This window comes from Arthrobacter sp. B0490 (assembly GCF_002929355.1).
Lineage (GTDB): Bacteria > Actinomycetota > Actinomycetes > Actinomycetales > Micrococcaceae > Arthrobacter_D.
Map to the genome: position 1 here is coordinate 1 of NZ_PJIR01000015.1, position 22,261 is coordinate 22,261.

The window sequence follows — 22,261 nt, forward strand, 5'->3', positions numbered from 1 at the left end:
GAGCAGGAAAGAGCCCCGCTTCGCGAGAAGCGGGGCTCTTTCCGTACTGCGGCGATGCCGACGCATGCCGGCCGCGGCCATTCCCGCGCCGCCTGATCCCACGACGACATCGAACACAGCACTAACCGTGACGACGGATCACCGGTAGACCACGCCAACCCACGTTGTCCCCTACCAACGCCCGTGAACACCGCCGACCCTCGAATGCACCGGGCGCTCTTAGTACTCATCGGATTTCTCTTCGAGTTGGAGCACACGGGATGCGACGTCAGCTCGCGCGGTCCCCTCGATCTCTGAAATCGAGGACGATGCGACCGCGCTTTCCGCCGGCCTCGACGGCCTCGTGCACCTGGCTGACATGTTCGACCGGAACGACGTCGGCGACGCGCGGGGTGAGAACTTCGAGTCCCGCATTCCGGGCCTTTTCGCTCAACGTTTCCGGGGCGCCGTAGGCTTCGAGGACCGACAGGGATCGGCGGGTGATTCGGGTGGTCTCCGGCAGCTGCTTTGGGAGCACTTGGACGAGGATGCCTCCATCCCGAAGCGCCTCCTCGACGTCTACACCGATATTGGCGGCGTCGACGACACCGTCCACACCCTCAGGGGCGATCCGTTTTACCGCCGCGACGAGGTCGTCGTCCGAGGTGATGACCGCTGCCGCCCCCAACTCTTCGAGGGTGCGCTGATCGCTCGCTCGACCCTGCGCGATGACCGACATTCCCGCACGCCGCGCCAGCTGCACGACGTAACCGCCGAGAATGCCGCCGGCGCCCGTCACGAGCACGGTCTTAGACGAGTCCGGTTCTAGCCGATCAATGACCATTCCCGCAGTCAGCCCATTCATTGGAATCATGCTCGCAGCTTCGAGCGAGAGCCCGTCGGGCACGGCCGCGACGTCACCGCTTGGAACAATGACGTACTCCGCCTGAGCTCCGCCCTCGGCGCGACGCGGGCTCACGATACCCATCACTTTTGCCCCCACGTCGATATTGTCCTGCGGGGCGCCCGTGATCTTGTCGACGACGCCAGCGAACTCGAGGCCAGGAATCCACGGCTGAGGGATCGACTCGAACGCCTTCGCCTGGAGCCCCGCGCGCAGCATCACATCCGTGGGGTTAACGGGGGTGTAGTGCACACGCACCCGCACTTCGCCTTCGCCCGGTTCGGGGATGGGGAGCTCTTCCACCCGAATGTTCTCTGTTCCACCGAATTCACGTACGACTGCTGCTCTCATGGAGCTTCTCCTTTTGCCGCGCTGCTGCTCGGCCTCGGTTATTTTGGTCGGGTTAGCTGGGCTCAGCGTGTGGCTTGCGACTGGCGTAGCCGAGCTTCCTCGACGCTGAGCGGTCGGTCGTACGACGGGTCGGTTCGGTCACGCATCGGCGGCCTGGCGGACGTCGTAAACGAGCTTTCTGTCGGGTCAAAGTCCTTGCCGACGACCAGGCCGGTCAGGTTTTCGCGCCCGATACGCTCCTCGGTAGCCATCCAGTCGCGCACGACGACCCGGGCGGCAATCGCCCAGCGACCGTTGCGCTTCTCAAAGCGGTCAATGTATCGCCCGGCGACCATCGACCACGGCTCGCCGTGGTTGTTGAGGGAGACGAAGTGATAGTAGCTTTCGGTGTGGGCCGTCTTGCCGTCACTGTCGAGATCGCAGGTGTGGTTGAGGATTGCGTGCTGGTGGCTCGCGTGAGCTTCTCCGTGGACCGAGAACGCCCAATCGAGAAATTCGTCTACACCTCCCACGAACTGCCCATGGTCATCGATGGCGTCGTCGTGGTACGCGGATCGCGCCAGTTCGCGATCCCAGCGGTCCATGCCCCGTGCGTATCTGTAGACACAGTCGAGGATCTCCTGCCGATCGAGCAGGTACTGCACCGTATCTGATTGATTCGATTCCATGATTTCTCCTTTGTGTCTCGTATGCGTGTCGATGAATCCGGATACGCCCGCGTCACCGCTGATGCATTACGGTCTGCGTCGCGTTTCTGGAAACCGTCGCAGCGTAGAGTCGCAGAGCTATTGACGAATGCGCCCGTGCGGGACGCGGCCGGATCGCACACGTCCACAGCGGACTTTCCTACTCCTACCGGAGCGTGACCTGATCCGGCTCGGGAGCTTCGTTGCACTGTATGCAGAATCGCAATTATTGGGAACGCTTTTGTTCAGGGTATGCGAGTAGCTTTCGCTTACCGGTTGCCAGTAATGCATTAAGTCGTGGCCGCCAGGGCCAACCTGGCGGGGTGGATCTCGCTCCCTTGGGGATCGAAACATTCACGGCCATAGGACGACGCTCAGCGCTTCATGCTTCCCGCCCAGTGTCCTGCTCGACACGATCACCGCCAGCGACGATGTCGAGCACCGCGCTGTAGGAGTTGACCATGGCCGCGCCGATCGAGGAGCCGGCGCCCGGGTAGGTGTCGCCCATGACGGAACCCGAGCTGTTGCCGCCCGCATACAACCCAGCGATCGGCTTGCCCTCGGTGGACAGCACGCGCGATCGCTCATCGATCTTCAGACCACCCTTGGTACCGACGTCGCCGGGATACACGGCCACCGCGTAGAACGGAGCTTGGTCGATGGGGGCTAGGTTGGGATTTTTCAGAGTCGGATCGCCGTAATAGTGGCCGTAGACGCTGCTTCCCTTTCCGAAATCCTCATCAACGCCCTCTTTAGCGAACGAGCTGTACCGGCGCAACGTCTCTGCCAGTTGCTGAGCCGGCACGTTGATCTGCGCCGCCAAATCCTCCACCGTCTGTGCAACCTTCACGTATCCGCCGCTCGTCCATGACTTGGGAAACTTAGACATCGGGAACGTGCGCAGCAGCATGTATCGCCGCTTTCCCCGATGGTCGAAGATCATCCAAGACGGGATGGCTGGCGCGATCTCTTTCGCATGTTCCACGTACATCGCGTTCGCGAACTCGGTGTACGGGGCGGACTCGTTGTAATAACGCTTTCCCTCGCCGTTCACCACCAGAGTGCTCGGGTTCGCGCGATCGATGTGCAGAAACTGCACGCGTAGCTGACCGGTACCGTCCGCGGGCACAAGAGTGGACGGCTGACCCCAGATCTTGTCCATTAGTTCAACGGCCGCTCCCACCCCGAGCCCCGCGGCGATGCCATCGCCATCCTGTCCCTCGGGGGTCATCGTCCACTCCGCCTGCGAGGGCGACGGGTGGTACTCGTCACGCAGTTGCTGTGAGCGGCCAAAGCCTCCTGCTGCGATGATGACCGCCCGTCGGGCAACGATCGTCGACTCGACGCCGTTGCGCTGGACCTTGACTCCACTGACGCGCTTCTCGCCACCTTCATCTGAGGTCGTGAGCTCGACGACTCTCGTGGACAGATACAGCGGGATACCGGCGTCGCGCAGGGCCAAACGGAGACGACCGACAAGCGCGCGCCCCGCGGTGAGCTTCGGCTTCGAGAACTTCCCCTGGACCGTGCGATACAGCACACGGAATATGGCTCGCTTGCCGCTCCACGTGCGGGTCGCCATGTTGAGGTCGTGGAAATCGGCGGGAGTGATTGTCAGACCCTTCAGACCCATGGTGGCGATCGAAGGAGTCATCGCCGCCAGGTCTCCCCCGAGTTCTTCGGCGTCCAGCAATTCGGGAGCGATGGCGCGTCCCTCTTTCAGGCCGCCGGGCAACTCGGGATAGTAGTCGGGGTACCCCTTCGCCCAGTGGAAACGGAACCAGTGGCTGGCCTGCTCGAGTTCGAACAGCATTCGCCGGCCGTCTTCCAAGAAGGACTCCCGGCGTTCGGGCGATACCTGATCCCCGATCAGCGCATCAACGTAAGTGCGCCCGAGGTCGGGTGTGTCGGACGAACCCTCACGCTTGATGATGTGGTTCGCGGGAACCCAGACGATGCCGCCCGAAACGGCGGTGGTGCCGCCGTACGTGTCTTGCGCTTCGATGACAACGCAAGAGAGTCCGCGGTTGTGCGCAGCCAGCGCAGCGGTCATCCCACCAGCCCCTGAGCCGACGATGACGACGTCGAACTCGGCTTCGACGGTCATCGCTCTACCTCCACATGGGGCAAGCGCGGTGCTGAGCAGTTACTCATGGGGACTCCTCGTCGAGTTCAGTCATTGTTCACGCATGGCGGCCGGGGAAACGGCGTCCTGCACCGCCACAAGCGGCTATCGTTTGCCCCACTCTTTACCTCTGCAAACGGGGCCTGTCAGTATTCGTACTACGATACATGCATTCATATCGAGACTGTTTTGCGCGGTAGCAGAAGGACTTCCTACTCGCGCAAGAAGTTGAAGAGCACTTCGTGGAAGCGCTCTGTCTGCTCGATCTGCGGGCAGTGCCCAGCGTCTTCGATGACGACCACGCGGGCCGACGGAATGGGCTCGGCCACCTCGGTCGCCCATCCGGAAGGCTTCAACTTGTCGTACTGACCCTCGATCAGCAGTGTGGGAACCGAGATCCGTTCGTAGGCGGGAGGCGTGGCGGGCACACGATCGGGCGCCGTCGGCCGACGGAACCGTGCGGACGCGACAGCTTCCCACGCTCCGGGCTCGAGGCTGATCTGGTGGCGGCGCTGAAGGTAGGCCGGGTTGCTGTTCCATTCCTCTTTGTGGAACAGCGCCACGAGCAGCCGCTGCATGGCTTCGATTGAGCCGTCGTAGTCGAAGAGAGCAGTGACGTGCTCGTTGCGATCAACCTTTCCACCACCGCACACGCTCACGATTCGATTGGCGGGCAGCAAGGGCGCCTCTGATGCGGCATCGGCCAGCAGCAGGGTTCCAGCGATCGAGTTGCCGACGAAGGGTGCGTCGGTAATCCCGAGCTCTTCGAGGAAGCGTGCGAGGTGTAGAACCATCTTGCGCACGCCGAGCACGAAGTCGTGCACCTTCGCGCTCTGGCCGTAGCCCAGCCAGTCGGGGGCGATAACGTGATAGTGCTTAGCGAGTTCCTCGAAGTTGCGTTCCCAGCCGAGCTCTGCAGACCCGCCGAACTCCCCGCCGTGCAGTAGCACAAGCGGCTCGCCCGACCCTGCTTCCAGGTAGTGGGTTTCGAGACTGTCGACGGTGATGAATCGGGAATGGACTTCAGCGGACTGGCTCATGGAGTTCCTTTCGACGGTGATGGAACGGTGATGGAACGGTGATGGATATGGCATATGTTCAGGCGTCGGCCTAACGGCGCACTCAGGCGCCGCTCAGGGAGTGCTGGGTGCGATCGAACGGCACCACCTGGTCGAGGTGGCCGGCGCGGACCTTCGCCACCCACGCGGGATCGGCGACAAGCGCGCGTCCCACGGCGACGACGTCGAACTCGCCAGCCCGGAACTGTTCGGCCAGATAATCCAGGCGGTCTTCGACGGATTCCCGGATGACTAAGGGGTTCTTTGGTGCTGCCGCTCCCGCTCCGCGGAACTCGGTCTGCACGCCAACGGATCCGACGGTAATGACTGATCTGCCGGTTAGGCGTTTGGTCCAGCCCGCCAGCGAGAGCACCGCGTCGTCGTCGGGGAACTCAGGATGCCAGTGGCGTCGGGTGGATGCGTGGAAGGCGTCGACTCCTGCGTCGCCAAGGGGGACGAGAAGCTTTTCGAGCTCCGTGGGCGTCGTCGCGATTCGCTCCGTGTACCGGCTGGCCTTCCACTGCGAGAAGCGGAAGATGACCGCGAAGTTCTCGCCCACTGCGGAGCGCACAGCTTGCACTACCTCGAGCGGCATCTGCACACGCGTTCCGTAGCGTCCGTCTCGGGTGTTCGTGCGCTTCCACAGGAATTCGTCGAGGAGATAGCCGTGCGCCCCATGCAGCTCCACTCCGTCGAAGCCGATCCGCTGTGCTAGCGCCGCGGCATCGGCGAAGCTGGTAATGACCTGGTCGATCTGCTGAGTTGTCATCGGCTCACCAAGGGGGCCCGCATCGAGATCGAGGCCCGATGGAGACAGGGCCGGAACGCCGGGGTTCAGAGGGGGTGAGGCGCCACGAAGCGCTCCGACATGCCAAAGCTGCGGGACGATGCTTCCACCTGCGTCGTGGACGGCATTTACGACGCCGCGCCAGCCGTCCGCCGCGTGCTCCGTGAGTCGGGGCACATCGGCGCGGGGACCAGACGCGGCTTCGTCGTCGATGTATGCACCCTCGGTGATGATGAGGGCCGCGCCGCCCTCCACACGCATCCGGTAGTGCTCGGCGTTCTCGCTCGTTGGGATGCCGCCGGGCGACATCTCACGAGTCATCGGTGCCATCGCAAAGCGATTGCGAAGGCTCAGCGACTTCAGATTGAAGGGCGAGAAGAGCGGCGTGAGTGAATCTGTCACAGCGACGAGCCAATCATGGGTCTTCCCACTTTCAAGAGGCATTACGACTGCGGGCCGATTACTCCCGCGTCGGGGTGGATCACGAAAAATCCGGTCGTAGCACCTCGCAACCGGCCACGGCATAGCACGAAAGTATCATCACCGGAACGCTACGCACGATATCCGAGCGTTGGAGCATCCACAGCTTCGCGGAAGCCATGACCAAAGGGTATGCCGCTGGTTTCTGGAGGCGGCGTAACGAGTCAATTTAGGCGCGGTTTCCTGCCGTATTGGCGCACTGACCCTAGGTGCGTCCTCAGTGTTCGCCCACGATAGGCGCGATGGAACGGTCGCCGTTCCCGAAGGATCAGTACTATCCCGTCCACGAAGGCATCGATCCCGTCCTCACAGACGTTGATTAACGCCACCCCATGCCCTTTCGACGGCGCCTGCCTCAAACCGTTCCTGGATGCGATCGGCGGTCTTCTCTGCAGTAGACACTGGTGTCGGTGGTAATCGATGACAGCATGCGCCAAACGTCGTCGGACAGCCCGCCCCCACCGCTCCATTTCCGGTGACTACAGGGCACGCGTAATTGTGGACCGATGATGGCATTGGTGCAGCGCCCCGCGACCTTCCTTCCGTAGGTATCACCGCCGGCCTGAAAGATCACGGGCTGACCCTGCTCCGAAGAAGCCAAGGGCCAAGCCCCCGCGGAGAAACATGGCGGCCCGGGAGCTTGACGGTGCGAATCTGGCGTTCAGTTGGGTGCCCGGCGCGGCAATATTGGACGAGCGATCGTCAGTTACCCCGAGGACTCTCCTGCACGCGGGTTGGGTGGGCTGAAGATTTCGAACCATCGCCGGGTCCGCGGCGGCGGGGAAAGCTATGGCGCCGTGCGACGAGGACGATCACGAGTACGGGCACGAGAAGAGCGAACGTCGTGAAAGGCAGCGCGGCAGCACCTATCCCTGCGAGAACAGCGCCACCAATCGCCCCACCCGTCGCGATTCCGACGTTCCAGGCAGTCACGAGGATGGACTGAGCCGTGTCGACCGCGCTGCGTGCGGCGTTTGCCAGAGCGGTCTGCGGAACAGCGCTCCCGCCGGCGCCGAACCCAAGCCCCCATGCCCCTGCACTGACGAAAACGAGCGCGGGCGCACGCGACAGGATCCCCAGCACAAGCATGCTGCTCGCGAACAGAATTACACTCACGATCATGACGGTGCGAAGGTGCCGGTCGATGACTACCCCGGCGACCCAGAGGCCGATGAGCGCGCAAACTCCGAAGGTGAGCAAGAATGCCCCGATAAACTTGGACATATTGAGTGAAGCGAGGAACGGAGCCGCGTAGGTGTAGAGGACGTTGTGCCCGACGACGAAGAACACGGACGCTGCGATGATCCCAGCGACCCCGGGCAGCCGAGCGGCTTTCAGTACCGGCACGCGTTCACCCCTCGGCTGTCCGGGGAAATCGGGCACACCGATGAATACCCACACGAGGGTAGCTGCTGTGCACCCGGCCAGAATGACGAACATCAGACGCCAGCCCACCATATCCGCGACGAAGGCCCCCAGTGGTGTGCCGATGGCAAGTGCGATGGGCGGCCCTGACAGCGCTATCGTTAGACCTTGCCCGCGGCGCTCCTGCGGCGTAAGCCGGCTGGCATAACCGGCCAGGATCCCCCATAGGACCCCGGCAAAGATGCCCGCGACAAATCGGGCGGCGAGCGTCACGACGAACCATGGTGAGGCGGCGACGATGAGCATTGTCACGACGAAGCCGAGGAGGGCGGTTGTGAGCAGGCGACGGCGGGGCCATCCCGCCGTGGCGCTGATGATCGGGATTGCGCCGGCAATCGAACCGATGGCATATACGGTAACCATTTGCCCTGCAAGGCTCTCCGACACGCCGAGGGATTCGCTCATCACCGGCAGAATTCCTGCGGGCATAGTCTCCCACGCTACGGTGATGAAGCCTGCCGCCGCGAGTGCCAATAGGCTCCCCCACGGCAGCGCCCCGGAGTCGGACCGAGATACGCGCGCGGCGATCCGGCTCATAGTTGTGCCGCTATTTCGGCTTCGGCAGTCATCAGTGCGTCACGCTGGCCGGAAGAGCGGGCATGGTCTGACGTAGTCGTACAAGCTCCTCCGCGTGTTCGCTGAGCCGCCGATCTTCGGTGCTGGAGAGCGGGAGCGGTTCCACGTTCGCCGCGGTTTCGGTGGGAAGGACGTCTACGAAGACCGTCATGGAGCGTGTCGTGATTGTCAGAGGCTGGCCAGGCGCGCCGGAACTGACCGATACGGAGATGTGCATGCTGCGCGTTGTGGTGTGGATCAGGCGGGCGCGCACCTCCACAATGTGTCCGATGACGATCGGGGCGTAGAACTGGATACCGCCCGAGTACACCGCCACTGCCCGTGCGGAAGACCATGATGCTGCGCAGGCGTATGCAGCTTCATCGATCCATCGCATCACTGTCCCCCCGTGTGCTTTGCCGCCCCAGTTGGCGTCGGCCGGAGCGGCGAGGAATCGGAAGACGGTCTGAGGCGTCGTGCCGGCGTTGGAGTACTCCTGTGCCGCCATCGCCCGCTGAATTGCTCGGCGCGGTTCAATGCGATCAGCGACGAGCTGTTGCAGCTCGCTATCCGTTGCCGACGAGGGAGTCCATGGTTGCACCGCGATCGGACTGCCGTCTTCGTCGACGGCGACGAAGACGAGCATGCAGTGCATGGCGGATGAATAATCACGGTCCCGCACATCGCTGGCCTCCACTGTGACCAGCAGATGCATACTTGTTCGGCCGGTGTAGACGATGCGGGCATGCACCTGCACAAGTGCACCTGGCCGGATGGAACGCGTGAAGTGGACATTGCCTACATATGCGGTGACGCAGTAGGTCCGCGCCCATCCGACGGCGCACGCGTAGGCGGCTTTGTCGATCCACTCGAGCACTCGACCTGCCGGCACCGAATCGCCGTGCGCTGTCACGTCAGCTGGTGCCGCGAGAAATCGCAGAGTGATGCGATCGCTCGGCTCGTGGCCATTCTCTGAGGTGAACATGGGCCTCCGTTGATCAGAGCGGGGCTTCAACCCCCGCCGTATTTGAGCGCAGCAATTGCAGAAAGGTGAGCTCGATCCGTGCTTGTCGCAGAGGATGTGCCTGGTACGGCGCGGTCCGTCCCCTCCCGCCGAGGCGGAGGGGAACGGACCGGGCTGAGCGGCGGGGCAGTCGCACCGATCCCTGTGGTGGGGTTTGGCCGAACAGCACGGGTCAGCCGGTGATGCCCCAGAGCTCCTGGAAGGTGTCCTCCAGGCCGTCGGGCTGCCACCGCCCGTTGTCGGCCACGAACTTGTCGGCATTCTCAGCTGCGATCACCGCAACAGGCACGGTGCTGAAGTCGGTAATCGGCTGGCCGTTGAAGATTCGCGCGAGCGTGTCGACGTCACCGTAGGACAGAAGCGACTGAGAGATAAGGGTCGAACCGTACATCAGCGGAGAATGCTCGCCATTCTTGATCCACGTCGATACCGGCGCGTCTCCGTAGGTGTCGATGATCTTGAAGTCATCGCGGCCGGCTTGCTCCGCCAACCCGAGCAGGGAGGTGACTGCCGGACCGAACGGAGCGATGTAGGCGTCCAGCTGCCCCGGCGGGTACTGCGACAACATGTTCACCAATGACGGTGCGACCGGCTTGCCGATGTCAGCGGCAGTGAACGGGATCTCGACAATCTCGCATCCGGGGCATTCCTCCTTCAGCATGGGGATCAGTGCCTCCTGCCACGCCTTCACAATCGCTTGTCCGCTGTCCACTCCCACGACGATGGTCGCGTCGGGCTTGTCCAGCGCAGCCAGAACGAATCGGGTCTGCTGCTCGGCTACAAGCTCTACGTCCGTTCCGATCATGTAAACACCGTCCGAGGACTTCTCCGGCATGCACTGGTTGCAGATGACGGGAATGTCCGCGGCGCGTGCCGAGTCGATCGCACCTGCGACCTGAGAGGGGTAGATGAAGTCGAGTACGATCGCGTCCACACCGCTCAAGACGGCCTTTTCGATCAATGTTGCCTGCGTGCTGGGGGTGAACTTACCGTCCAGCGGACCATCCACCGTCCACCCCGCTTTCTCGATGATCGTCTTACGCTCCGCCGCGACCTCGGATGCTCCACCCGCACCTTGACCACCAATGATGTAGGTAATCTGCCGGTCACCGCCCACCGTGGTTGGCTCTTGCGGCAACGGGAGCTCGATCTCCTCGTTAAGGACTTCGTCGAGAGCTGCGTTGCTCCCAGCCGTGGGGTTGGGGCTGGTGCCACCATCGGCGTTGCCACCGCCTCCCGAACCGCAGCCCGCAAGGGCCAACATTGCAGCGATGGTGACGGTTCCGACGAGCAGCCGGGCGCGGCTTCGGTTTGACTTCGTTGCCGGCTGGTTCATCTGGTGCGTCCATTCATGTGTCGGATACCTCTTGAGGCGTCGGGTTGCCCTACGCCGAAGGGAAGCTGCAGGAAAGAGGTGAGCTTGACGCTGGTTGTGGGGTCGATGCTACGAATCGTGGCCATAGGTCCTCCAGGAGAAGCGTTAGATAAGGATGCTGAGCGGATTCTCAATGCGTCGCTGGAACGCCGCGAGCCATTGGGCCGCTACTGCCCCGTCGAGCACACGATGGTCGGCCGAAAGAGTTACAGTCATCACGGTTCCGGTAGTCAGTTCACCGTTGTCGTCGATGATTGGCGCACGTCGCGCGGCACCGACGGCCAGAATGCCGGACTGGGGCGGATTGAGGATTGCGCTGAATTGGTTGGTTCCATACATGCCGAGGTTGGAGACGGAGAAGCTCCCACCTTCCAACTCGTGCTGGCGCAACCGTCCGGCACGGGCGCGCGCGGCGAGTTCGGTCACGGTCGCCGACAACTCCCCGAGCGGTGTCCGGTGGACGCCGCGCACGACTGGAGTCGTGAGGCCCCCTTCGGTCGCGACCGCCACCGCTATGTCGACAGTGGAAAATCGGCGGATACTTTCGCCCAGCCAGATGGCGTTGGCCGCGGGCACCTCGACGAGCGCCGCCGCGACCGCCTTCAGCACGAAGTCGTTGACGGAGATCTTGCGGGGCGCCGACTCGTTGATCTGGCCCCGCAGCGCGAGCAATGCGTCGGCGCGGCAGTCTGCCACAAGGTAGAAGTGCGGGACGGTCGACTTGCTTTCAGTGAGGCGCCGGGCGATTGTTCGCCGCATCCGGTCGACCGGAATGTCTTCGTAGTCGGCGGATACGGTGGTCGGAGGTTCAACCGTCTCAGCGGGTGTCGGTGCCCGCGTTGCAGTCTCCGACTCGGGCGCTTCGGCGGCGGGCGTAGAAGCGAGGTGCCGCTCCAGATCGCGGCGCGTGACGCGACCGTCCGGCCCGGTGCCCGCGACGTCTTCGAGTGCAATGCCCTGGGAAGCGGCCAGTCTTCGTGCCAGCGGACTCGCAAACAGGCGGCTACGCGCCTTTTGTTCGCCGTACTCTTCGGGGGCCGCGGCTCCGGTCGCCACACCGATGTCGGGTGCGGGCACGGGTGCCGCTGTGTCGGGCGACGCGGGCGCCGCTGCGGTTCCAGCTTCGGCAGACGGTCCGTCCGTGTTCTGAGCGCCGTTCTCGGCGGTTGCCGCTCCCGCCGCGCGCAGCGCGGCTTCGATCGCGTCGTCTCCTTCGCCGTCGGCAACGAGGACGAGCACGGGGTCGCCGACGGCAACGTTCTCGCCCTCGGCGACGAGAAGGCGCCCCACGGTTCCGCCCGCTTCAGCGGCGAGTTCGATGATGGCTTTTTCGGTCTCGACCTCCGCGAGTGAGGCGCCGACCGTGACGGTCGTCCCCACACTCACGAGCCACGTCTGGATAGCGGCTTCGGTTGCCCCCGCCATCACCTCGGGCATGCGAACGATCTCGGCCATGTCAGTTTCCGAATCCGTCGCGGACGGCTTCGAGAGCCGTCACGACCTCTTCAGTGCGGGCGATTGCCGCACGCTCGAGCACACGGGAGATTGAGGGTGAGGCCTCGCTGCCGGTCACGCGGGCAATTGGCTGATCGAGCCAGTCGAAGTAGCGACGTTGGATCTCGTCAGCGAGCCATCCTCCGTACGAGGTGCCCTGCGCCCCCTGTTCCACGATGAGCACGGCGTTGGTCTTGCGGATGCTTTCGCCGATTGTGTCCCAGTCGATCGAGGCGCGATCGAGCCAACGCAGATCGATGAGTTCTGCATCCACGCCCGTCTGCTCGATCGCCTCGGCGGCGTGCTTGACCATCGAAAGATATGACAGCACGGTCACCTCGTTGCCTTCGCGCACAACCGCGGCAGACCCCGGTGGAATGATGTAGTCGAGGTCACCCTCGGGCACTGAGTCCGTAATGCCGTACAGGTCGACGTGCTCTATGACGAGCACCGGATCCTGCAGCGCGAGGGCTGCGTTCATGAGGCCCACGTAGTCGGCGGCGTTGGATGCCGCAACGATCCGCCAGCCCGGTGCTGTGGCGAACACACCAGCCGGGTCCATCAGGTGTTGGGAGCCATAGCCCGAGCCCATCGCGACCTTAGTACGCAGCACCAGGGGCACCGGGTTGTCGCCACCGAACATGTGTCGAGCCTTGCCGATTTGGTTGAACACCTGATCGGCCGCAACCCAGAGAAAGTCGGGATACATGAACTCCACGACCGGACGGAATCGACCGTCGAGAGCGAGGCCACCGCCCAGACCGACGAAGGCGTTCTCGCTGATCGGTGTACCCATGACCCGTGTGGGACCGTACTTCTTGGCCAAGCCCTTCGTGGCGCCGTTAGTGCCTCCATTAAGCCTGTGGACGTCTTCGCCCATGACCACAATCCGGGGATCAGTCTCCATCCGTCGGTCCATAACCTCGGACACGGCGTCGACGAATTTCACCCCACGGCTCGTCGAGCCTTCGGGCCGCGTGGGCAGGCCTTCCAGTTCGCTCGCGTCGCCACGCATTCCGACGTCGACGAATGACGGCTCCGGCCATAGCTCGGGTCGGATGCGGCGCTTGCCGGGACGTTCAGGATCGGATTCGACCAAAGCCTCCACCGCAGCGGCCGTGCCTTCAAGCACACGGGCGCGAAGCGAGCCGATCTGGTCATCGTTGATCAGTCCGCGCTCGGTCATCCGTTGGGCGACGAGGTCGAGCGGGTCACGTTCTCGCCACTCTGCTTCTTCGTCCTTGGTGCGGTAGCCGAAAGCACTACCGGGGTAGGGGCCGTTTTGGTGGAAGAACCGATACACCTCCGCCTCGATGATGGCGGGACCATTTCCCGATCGCATCAGCTCAGTGGCCTCGCCCATCGCCAGGTGCACCGCGAGAGGGTCCATGCCGTCAACACGCCACGAAGGGATGCCAAACCCTTGGCCACGCACGGAGAATCTGGGGTCTGCGGTGATTTCGTCCGCGCGGGTTGATACGCCGTAGAGATTGTTCTCCACAAAAAAGCACACCGGTAGCTTCCATGCGGCGGCAAGGTTCATCGACTCGAGCACGGAGCCGATCTGAGCGGCTCCGTCACCGAAGTAATTGACCGATACATCTGTCGTGTCGCTGTGCTTTTGTGCCCAGGCGTTGCCGGTCGCCATGGGAGCCCCACCACCGACAATGGCGTTGGTGCCGAGTGCGCCGGCTTCGAACCACTGGAGATGCATCGAGCCGCCACGGCCCCGGCAGTACCCCTGAGCTAAACCGAGAATCTCGGCGAGCGTTCGCTGTAGAACCGTCTGGACGTCGTCGCTGACCGCATTGGCGGGGTCGATGACTCCGCCACTGACGTGCGTTAACGCTTTCGCGAGAAATTGATGGTGCCCTCGGTGAGAACCGTTGACTCCGTCAGTGGAACGGAGGCCGACGATGGAGCCAACTGCACCGCCCTCCTGACCGATACTCGAATGCGCGGGGCCATGCACCAGCCCTTCTCCGGCCAGCTCGAGCACCGCCTCTTCAAAGGCCCGGATTAGGTGGAGCTGACTGAGCATGGTTCCCAGCAACGCCGGGTCGGCGGCGTCCCAGTCCGCCGAGGTTGTTGTCAGCTCAACCCAGTCGACTCCGGTCTGCAGTTTCGTCCGTTTCGGCATCGTTGCCTCATCCCATCTGCGGCCGCGGGCCGCTGTCGATCCCCCCGAGCGTAGGCGAAAACTCGATTCAATACAACACATCATGAACGTTACTCTCGCACTATGAGAGTCTTTTTCCTCGAAACTGGCGTTCAGCGGCACGGATTGAATGTATGTAGCCTTCCGAACGCCACTGCCGTAATCGCGTGTAGGCGGCTCGAAGCAAGGCCGTTGTTCATCCCGTCGGCAGTTGAGTTGCCGCGCTGTTGCCTTTTTGTGGCCCTGAGGCTGTGGTTGTGCGTCAGTTAGGCCGTCGGTAGGGGTTGCGGTGGTAAGGCTGCGCTTCCGCCGAGAGAAGCCTGAGGCGCTGCAGCCTGAGCCGTCCGCAAGGACTTGCCATGGCCGCGACGCTTGCCCGCACTCACGGCACAACAGGTGTTCGTATCGCCATCACCCTCCGGGGCCTCAACCTCGCCGATATTTACTCGCCGGGAGACCGGATTCGCCAAGACGAGCTGGCTGAACGTCATGGAGCTAGCCGGCCGATGCGCGAGGCCCTGCCAATGCCGGAGGCTGAGGGTCTAGCCAGGCTCGTCGCCAATACCGGTGCGTGGGTCTCCACACCCAGCATGGGGGAATGCCAGGAGCTGTATCCCATCTGCGAGCGACTGGAACCGATCTGCTCCGAATGAGTTTGCCGCTACTTGCAACCGACGAGGTCGAACGATTTGCTCTACTCGCAACGGAGATGGAATCGACGGCCGACGTAGAACGTCTCCTCGCTCATGACCGCGAGCTTCACCTCTCAGCTTCGAACCAAGCCCCAACCACCGTCCTCACTGAACTCGTGCTCAACCTGTGGAATCACACCCAGCAGTACCGTCAGGCTGTGACCCGATTGTTCTTGACGCAGGGCGACCGAAGTCTGCACTTTGACCATCATCTGATTGTCGGCGCGCTGCAGCTCGCCGACAGCGATGAAGCCGTGCAGGTGCTTGCGCAGCACAGCCACCGCAACCACCTTGGACTGGCGCGGCGCGGCGAAGTAGTCGATTGAGCAGCGGTGACCGACGGCTGGCTCCGCGAGGCAGGACTTAGCTGTTCAGCACCCGACCAAGACGCACAAAATAGTCCGGCGCAAGAACAGCACCGCCTTTAGTCAGTTCGGTAATGGTGTGCACCATCAGATCCCGTCGGAGTGCAGACTGCGAACGATTTGCTGCGGCAAGCGCATCGCGCAACTCCTCCTGAGTGAAATCGTTGCAGTACGCCGGAGTCCCCGGCTGCTGCCGCCAGGAGTCTTCCAAAACCCCGGCGTCCAGTCCGTCAAAGCCAGTGTCGCTAACGAGCGAGATACCGACCGCTCGATCCTCGTCAGAGTCTGCTGCAACCGGGATGGCGATGCGTCCAGGGCTCTTGGCTGGTTTGCCGTTTACGGCTAATGAGTGAGCTCCGATCGCATTCCAGGCTTTTACCACCGAGCGCCCGATTTGCTCGGAGACCCACACGCTCTCAACCTGTCCATCCTCTAACTCGTCGATGCGCCCGTCCCGGCCCGGGTAGTAGTTCGAAGTATCGAGAACTACGGCATGGGGCGGAAGCGCCGCCACTATGGGGGCAAGGCCAGCGAGGCGGTTAAGTGGCACCGATAGGATCAGAGCGTCGGCCTCGGTCGCTGCCTCCTCTGCGCATACGGCCCGTGCGCCTGCCGTAAGCGAATCGGCCGGAATAGTCTCCGGACCCTTCGAGTTGGCCACTACGACGTCGTGTCCACTCTGGCCGAGTTGCCGGGCCAGGCTCGCGCCTATGTGTCCAACGCCCAAAATACCAATGCGCATGGCTCTCCTCTTCGAGTGCGGTGGGCGAAGCCGATATCCTGCAACCCTTCGCCCGAACGGCCTCTGGCGATGTTACATGATGCCGTCCGACGCTCGCGCGCAGTGTTTTCATTCTGGTGCCCCAAAGAACGTCAATCAAAAAAGCGACACCAGCGTGAACGCAATGGTCCGAAGCGCACGGTTTGTGGAGCGCAGCTAGATTCAGTACCTATTCCTACCCGACGCTTTGCTCTCCCAACCCGCATCAGTCACGAGCAGGCTGGCTGGAACCGCTGCGACGAAAAGTGATCCGACATCCACTCGGCATCGGAACCACACCCATCAACCGAGTGTCACCAACCTCATGACCCAGCACACCTAGAGGACGAGGATGGTCACAACGGGGGCCACCAGAACGGCATGTACCTCCGGCCTCGGCAGGTAACTTACCTGCACCCGCATGAACAGAGAAAGGCCGCCCTTTCTCTGTGTTCGGGCAGCGCTCCATACCGCCGTCCCGGTTGTTGGTCTTCATCCGGAGCATTGTGTTTGCGTGCTGGTCAGGAGAAATCTGCGCAGGCGACCCCGATCGAACTGGTGTCGGGTTGGCGAACAGCATGTCGCGCCTGGCCCAGAGGGACGCACGACCTTATCGACTCGTACCCAGCGCAGCTGCAAGCTCGTTCCACCGGTTAAGTAGTGACCCACGTGCTGTCTACTTGAAGGTCGCAAGCAGCATTGGTGACTCAAACGCAGCCCAAATGCCACCTAAGCCGCCGGCATTCAAGCCCGCTGGCGTCTCTTCAGCAACAACTGCTTCGTTACTACAAGTGAAATCACAATCGGTTTATTGTCCGCCTTTAAGGGATTGGTTTGGTGCATCTTGGAGTGCTTTTGCTCCGATGCTGACGAGCACGAAGGCTTGGACGAGTAGCAGGACGAGACTGGCAAGAGAGTAGCCCGACACATCCGATGTGATGAGGACTGTGATGATCGCTCCAGCACCCATCAAGCCCATAATGCCACCGAGGCCAATGCAGGCCCATAGAAGGTAACGGGGTGTGCAGTAGTTCGCTTCTTCATCCCACATGATTTAGATGTCGGTTGTAAGAGATCACTTTTCTTCTAGACGAAAACCCAGCTTTATAGTGACCTGCCAATCGGCAACTTTGCCCTCCTCTAAGTGGCCCCGAATTTCCTTCACCTCAAACCAATCGAGGTTTCGAAGAGTTCGGGAAGCCGTTGCAATTCCATTCCGGACGGCTTCGTCGACTCCCTCATCCGACGTGCCGACAATTTCAGAAATGCTGTATGTGTGATGTGACATAATTACCCCTTATTGTGGTGTCGGGCGTCTCGGTTCCGAGACTCCTTGCAGAACTCTTTCGGCCGCCCGGAACGCTTGCTCCGAGGGGTTTCGCTAACCGTCCGCTGGAAAATCCCGGGCCGGTGCTGCGTATATTTAGTTGGCATAGGGGTCGGCGATTCCGATGTATTGGGTATAAAGGTACTCCTCGATGCCTTCGCTTCCGCCTTCTCTACCGAGTCCTGATTGTTTGATGCCGCCGAAGGGTGCAGCCGCATTGGAGACGACGCCGGCGTTAAGCCCGAGCATCCCGGTTTCGAGCTGTTCGCCCATGCGGATGCCCCGGTTCAGGTCGCGCGTGTAAACGTAGGCCACGAGGCCGTACTCGGTCTTGTTCGCGAGCCGTACGGCGTCGGCCTCGTCCTGGAAGGTGATGATCGGGGCGACGGGCCCGAAGATTTCCTCGGAGAAGAGCCGGGCACTTTCGGTGACGCCAGTGAGCAGGGTGGGCTGGTAGAAGTAGCCGGGCCCGTCTTCGGGTCCGCCGCCGACCAGTGCAGTGGCACCGGCGGACACAGCGTCCGTGACGAGCTCGTGTACTTTGTCCCTGCTTTTGGCGTCGATTAGTGGGCCGACCTTGGACGCTTCCTCAGTGCCCCGGGCCGTCGTCATCATCGCCATTCTGGCGGCGAACTTGGTCGCGAATTCCTGGGCCACCGAGTCATGGACGATGAAGCGGTTGGCAGCGGTGCAGGCCTCTCCCATGTTCCGGAGCTTGGCCAACATGGCACCATCGACGGCGGCGTCGAGATCGGCATCGTCGAATACCACGAAGGGTGCGTTGCCGCCCAGTTCCATGGAGGTGCGCAGCACGGTCTCGGACGCATCAGCAAGCAAGCGTCGTCCGACCTCGGTGGACCCGGTGAAGGACAGCTTCCGGAGCCGGCTGTCCTTGATCAGGGGCCCGGTGGTGGCACCGGCGCTGGTAGAGGCAATGACATTCAGGACCCCGGCAGGCAAGCCGGCTTCCATCATGACGGCAGCGAAAAGCTGCGAGGTCAGCGGGGTGAGCCTGGCGGGTTTGAGAATCATGGTGCACCCGGCCGCCACTGCAGGGGCGATTTTGCGCGTAGCCATTGCAAGGGGGAAATTCCATGGAGTGATCAGCAGGCACGGTCCTACCGGCTTTTTTGTCACCAGGAGACGGGATTTGCCGTCCGGGGACACGGAGTAGCGGCCTGATACGCGGACTGCTTCCTCGGAAAACCACCGCAGGAATTCGGCACCGTAAGCTACCTCACCGCGGGCCTCTGCCAGTGGTTTGCCCATTTCCAGGGTCATCAGCAGCGCGAAGTCCTCGGTCCGGGCAGTGACTAGTTCGAAGGCCCGGCGCAGGATTTCTGCCCTCTCTCGGGCCGGGACCTTGGCCCAGGAGGCCTGGGTTGCGGCTGCAGCGTCCAGGGCGGCTGCCCCGTCCTCAGCTCCGGCATCGGCGATGCTCATGAGCACTTTCCCGGTGGCGGGGTCTTCAACATCAAAAGTTTTGCCTGAGGTGGCGGGGCGCCATTGCCCGTTGATGAGCAGACCGGTGGGAACGGTGTCCAACAGGTCCAGTTCTGTCATTGCTGCGATAGTCATGCTTCTACTTCCATCCAGGTGGGTGCGTCTAAGAATGAGTGGGGGTGGAGCGTGGAGCAGGGGTGTCGTGTGAGTGGTGGTTCGGGAGGAAGAGCCCTAGTAGGCCCTGACGCGTTGTTTGACGACAAGGTGGATAAGGGCGAACACGTGATTCTCGTCGATGGCTTTCAGCGCTGCGGCGACAGCGGCCGGGATGTCCTGGTCGTGCTCAACCTTGACGCCGAATCCGCCGCAAGCCTGCGCCATGAGCGCGAATTCAGGGTTTTTCAGTTGGGTTCCGGAAATCCGCCCCGGGTAATGGCGTTCCTGGTGCGTGCGGATGGTGCCGTATTCCTGGTTGTCCATCACGATCACCAGCGGAGTGGCCCCATACTGAGCGGCGGTGGCCAGTTCCTGGCCATTCATCAGGAACTCCCCGTCTCCAGCGATGGTCACGATACGCCGGCCGGGGTATGCCAGGGACGCCGCGATCGCGGATGGCACCGAGTAGCCCATGGAACCGTTGCGCGCGCTGATCATCGAGGCGTAGCCCCGTGTGGGGAAGTACCGGTGGGCCCAGTTCGTGTGTTCACCGGCGCCGAGGGTGATCATCGCATCCGCGGGCAAGGTAGGTACCAGGTTGGCCATGAGAGTGTCCATTCGTGCCAGCCCGTCGCCGGGCGCAGGATCGGGCAGGGCGGCGAAGGATTCCTGTTCGCCACGCATCCGCGCGGTCCATGTCCGCCATTCGTCTTTTACAGGGAGCTGGAGTTTGACGAGGTCTCGGACGAACACGTCCGGTTTGGCGACGATTTGGTAAGACACGGGGCCGGACCGGCCGCGGAGAGACGAATCGATTGTGACCAGGAAGTTCTTCTTATTCCAGTCCTGCCGGCACAGGAACCCGTCGGTAATGACATCACCGGGCACAGTGCCGACGAAGACCAGTAGGTCGGTCTCCTCGAACAGGTCATAAGTCGGCCGTGGCCGGCCGTAACCTATCGGCCCGACGTAGGACGGGGAATCGAACGGAACAGTGCCCTGGGTGCGCCATTCGGCGGCGGCCGGGATGTGGTGTTCTTCCAGCCACGCCGTGAACTGGTCAGCGCCTTCCTGAGTCCAGTCGTTCCCACCGGTCACGAACAAGGGCTTGGTTGAGGCTGCCAGGGCCTCAGCGAGGGCCTCCGAGTCCGTGGTCGTCATGCCGCCGGTCGCTACCGGGATCCGCGGGTGAAGCGTTGGATCGATCTGCTTGCGGATGACGTCCTCCGGGAGACCGATGACGACAGGGCCTGGCCGGCCACTCATCGCTGCAAAAAACGCTTCAGCGACGATCTCGGAGGCCCGTTCGGCGTGGTCCAGGACCATAACGCGCTTGGTTCCGGTGCCAAACCACGCTTTGATGTCGAACTCCTGGAATGCTTCGCGGTCCCGGTGGGCGAAGGGGATCAGCCCGACGAAGAGGATCATCGGGGTGGAGTCCTGCCACGCAGTGTGCAGGCCCACATGGGCGTTCGCGGCACCGGGACCGCGGGTGACCATCGCGATGCCCGGGAGTTGGCTCATCTTGCCGTCCGCTTCCGCCATATAGGTGGCTCCACCCTCGTGCCGGCACACGATGGTTTCTATGTTGGAGCCGTGTAGGCCATCGAGGACATCTAGGAAGCTCTCACCCGGAACTACATGGGCACGTTTGATCCCATGGGCGACGAGGGAGTCCACGATGACGTGCCCCGCCGATTTCAAGGTGTCGGTGCGTTCAGGCTTGGATGTCTCAGAATGCTCGGACATGGTCTGTGTCATGTACTGGGCCCTTTGCGGTGATTCACTAGCGATTGATTGGGCGGTGCTGTGTCTGCCTCAGCAGATTGTGGTGGCATCGGCGGGTAGGCCTGTCGCCCCGACGGGCCGGAGCCAGACATCGCGAGGTCCATCGCGAAGCGCCCGGGCTCACCATGCAGCTCCGACCAGTGCAGGAACTCCGGCGTGTAGCGGTACGACGTCCACTCCGTGATGCCGAACATACGGCCATAGACCTCGAGGGCACCGTCCAGGTCTGGGACGAGGATGCCGATCTGATCCACAGCACCGATGGGGGTACCAAAATTCTCGAAACTCGTGACTTGCAATGCAGACACCTCGCTGTGCTGGCAATCGAAGTTCGTACGCTCACTATCTGGTGAAGATAGGTACGTTCACGATGCCATTTTTATCCCCTTACGTGCGCCTGTCAAACCTTGCCCTTCCCAGCGGTGACGGGCGCTCTCATTGCTCTCGGACTTTTCCTCGAGTGGGAGTGCACAGGATCCGTTCGCGCCGAGCGCAGTAGTCGATCGCGACATCAGCTCGCGCGGTCATGTCAATCTCTGAAATCGAGGACGATGCGACCGCGCTTTCCGCGGGCCGCGAAGGCTCGTGAACCCGGCTGACATCTTCGACCGGAACGACGTCGTCGACGCGCGGGGTGAGAACGTCGACTCCGCCTTCCGGGCCTATGTTCACCCGGTGATAGGTATCGCGGCGGCATTTTCATACATGATCTCTCGAACCTGTGCTCGTCGCGCTTGGTTGAGGGCACCACCAGCAACGGAATCGAATAGTGCGAGGAACTGGCTGCCAGGGCAACTGACCCGATGCGCCCCGAGAACGCCTACCCTGTTGCGACACCCCCACAACGATTGGACGCAGACACCATGGCAACCGACTACGACGAGCCGCGCGTCCGCCCGGAAGACCAGCCAGCCAACGAATCGCTCCAGGACATCCACGCCCAGCGCAGCAGCACCACACAGACCTCCATCATCGACGTCGAAGACGCCGACACCGCCGAGGGCTTAGACCTGCCCGGCGCCATCCTCGAGGAAGAGCTCATGGTGCAAGTCGTCCCCGTGCAGGAGGACGAATTCACCTGCATGTCCTGCTTCCTCGTGCACCACCGAACCCAGCTCGCGCGCGAGAAAAACGGCGACAAGTACTGCGCTGAGTGCGAAGGGTGAGAACCGAGCGGTCAGAGCGCTGCTACTGGACGCTTGAACCCCCAAGGAATTGCGATCACTCGCAATGGTGCAGACAGCGTCTGCACCATTGCGCGTACGGCCGCATCGAGCAACAGCGCGTTGCCAACCGGCTCAGGTGACGGCAATTCCTCGTGGTCTCGCG

General features: G+C 62.5%; 17 protein-coding genes and 1 pseudogene. 3 read left to right on the forward strand and 15 right to left on the reverse strand.

The genetic code is table 11. The features are described 5' to 3' along the window. Nucleotides 1-268 precede the first annotated feature (268 nt). The 10 genes from CXQ97_RS16275 to CXQ97_RS16320 all read right to left on the reverse strand — a co-directional run bounded on the left by CXQ97_RS16275 (nucleotide 269) and on the right by CXQ97_RS16320 (nucleotide 14,383). Nucleotides 269-1,234, reverse strand: coding sequence for an NADP-dependent oxidoreductase (locus CXQ97_RS16275; RefSeq protein WP_104181939.1), 966 nt, complete (start codon nucleotides 1,232-1,234; stop codon nucleotides 269-271). Between the two features lie 62 nt (nucleotides 1,235-1,296). Then, nucleotides 1,297-1,902, reverse strand: coding sequence for a nuclear transport factor 2 family protein (locus CXQ97_RS16280; protein WP_104181940.1), 606 nt, complete (start codon nucleotides 1,900-1,902; stop codon nucleotides 1,297-1,299). Between the two features lie 400 nt (nucleotides 1,903-2,302). Then, a complete protein-coding gene (locus CXQ97_RS16285; protein WP_104181941.1) occupies nucleotides 2,303-4,027 on the reverse strand; it encodes an FAD-dependent oxidoreductase in 1,725 nt (574 codons plus the stop codon). Between the two features lie 230 nt (nucleotides 4,028-4,257). Then, entirely contained in the window at nucleotides 4,258-5,085 is an 828-nt protein-coding gene (locus tag CXQ97_RS16290; protein WP_104181942.1) for an alpha/beta fold hydrolase, read from the reverse strand. Nucleotides 5,086-5,167: 82 nt separating this feature from the next. Beyond that, nucleotides 5,168-6,292, reverse strand: a complete 1,125-nt coding sequence (locus CXQ97_RS16295; protein ID WP_104181943.1) for a 12-oxophytodienoate reductase — start codon at nucleotides 6,290-6,292, stop codon at nucleotides 5,168-5,170. Between the two features lie 780 nt (nucleotides 6,293-7,072). Further along, nucleotides 7,073-8,332, reverse strand: a complete 1,260-nt coding sequence (locus CXQ97_RS16300) for an MFS transporter (RefSeq protein ID WP_104181944.1) — start codon at nucleotides 8,330-8,332, stop codon at nucleotides 7,073-7,075. A gap of 31 nt (nucleotides 8,333-8,363) precedes the next feature. Further along, on the reverse strand, nucleotides 8,364-9,335 hold the full coding sequence (locus tag CXQ97_RS16305) for a hotdog domain-containing protein (RefSeq protein WP_104181945.1): 972 nt from the start codon (nucleotides 9,333-9,335) through the stop codon (nucleotides 8,364-8,366). 211 nt (nucleotides 9,336-9,546) lie between these two features. Next, a complete protein-coding gene (locus tag CXQ97_RS16310; protein ID WP_104181946.1) occupies nucleotides 9,547-10,710 on the reverse strand; it encodes a substrate-binding domain-containing protein in 1,164 nt (387 codons plus the stop codon). Nucleotides 10,711-10,854: 144 nt separating this feature from the next. Continuing rightward, complete coding sequence (locus CXQ97_RS16315) at nucleotides 10,855-12,204, reverse strand: 2-oxo acid dehydrogenase subunit E2 (protein ID WP_104181947.1); 1,350 nt, start codon at nucleotides 12,202-12,204, stop codon at nucleotides 10,855-10,857. 1 nt (nucleotide 12,205) lies between these two features. Next, nucleotides 12,206-14,383, reverse strand: coding sequence for a thiamine pyrophosphate-dependent enzyme (locus CXQ97_RS16320; RefSeq protein ID WP_104181948.1), 2,178 nt, complete (start codon nucleotides 14,381-14,383; stop codon nucleotides 12,206-12,208). Between the two features lie 377 nt (nucleotides 14,384-14,760). Between CXQ97_RS16320 and CXQ97_RS19620 the strand changes: the two genes are divergently transcribed. Both CXQ97_RS19620 and CXQ97_RS20680 read left to right on the forward strand, forming a co-directional pair. Beyond that, nucleotides 14,761-15,054: a GntR family transcriptional regulator gene (locus CXQ97_RS19620; protein WP_146069689.1), complete on the forward strand. Its 294-nt coding sequence runs from the start codon at nucleotides 14,761-14,763 to the stop codon at nucleotides 15,052-15,054. A gap of 56 nt (nucleotides 15,055-15,110) precedes the next feature. Next, nucleotides 15,111-15,419 carry an FCD domain-containing protein gene (locus CXQ97_RS20680; protein WP_368784515.1) on the forward strand — a complete coding sequence of 103 codons (309 nt, stop codon included), beginning with the start codon at nucleotides 15,111-15,113 and terminating at the stop codon, nucleotides 15,417-15,419. Between the two features lie 37 nt (nucleotides 15,420-15,456). Here the strand turns inward: CXQ97_RS20680 and CXQ97_RS16330 are convergent. From CXQ97_RS16330 to CXQ97_RS16350, 5 genes and pseudogenes are all read right to left on the reverse strand, one after another. Then, nucleotides 15,457-16,209 (reverse strand): annotated as a pseudogene (locus tag CXQ97_RS16330) (NADPH-dependent F420 reductase); the annotation flags it as partial. 1,084 nt (nucleotides 16,210-17,293) lie between these two features. Continuing rightward, on the reverse strand, nucleotides 17,294-17,506 hold the full coding sequence (locus CXQ97_RS16335; RefSeq protein WP_104181951.1) for a dodecin: 213 nt from the start codon (nucleotides 17,504-17,506) through the stop codon (nucleotides 17,294-17,296). A 135-nt stretch (nucleotides 17,507-17,641) separates the two neighbouring features. Next, nucleotides 17,642-19,123 carry an NAD-dependent succinate-semialdehyde dehydrogenase gene (locus CXQ97_RS16340; protein ID WP_104181952.1) on the reverse strand — a complete coding sequence of 494 codons (1,482 nt, stop codon included), beginning with the start codon at nucleotides 19,121-19,123 and terminating at the stop codon, nucleotides 17,642-17,644. 96 nt (nucleotides 19,124-19,219) lie between these two features. Then, on the reverse strand, nucleotides 19,220-20,905 hold the full coding sequence (locus CXQ97_RS16345; RefSeq protein WP_104181953.1) for a thiamine pyrophosphate-dependent enzyme: 1,686 nt from the start codon (nucleotides 20,903-20,905) through the stop codon (nucleotides 19,220-19,222). After that, the gene (locus tag CXQ97_RS16350) at nucleotides 20,902-21,240 is read right to left on the reverse strand and encodes a VOC family protein (protein WP_146069690.1); all 339 of its coding nucleotides are present in this window, start codon (nucleotides 21,238-21,240) and stop codon (nucleotides 20,902-20,904) included. The genes CXQ97_RS16345 and CXQ97_RS16350 overlap by 4 nt, the downstream gene beginning before the upstream one ends. A 555-nt stretch (nucleotides 21,241-21,795) precedes the next feature. Here CXQ97_RS16350 and CXQ97_RS16355 point away from each other — a divergent pair. After that, nucleotides 21,796-22,098, forward strand: a complete 303-nt coding sequence (locus CXQ97_RS16355; protein WP_104181955.1) for a DUF4193 domain-containing protein — start codon at nucleotides 21,796-21,798, stop codon at nucleotides 22,096-22,098. Nucleotides 22,099-22,261: the final 163 nt, after the last annotated feature.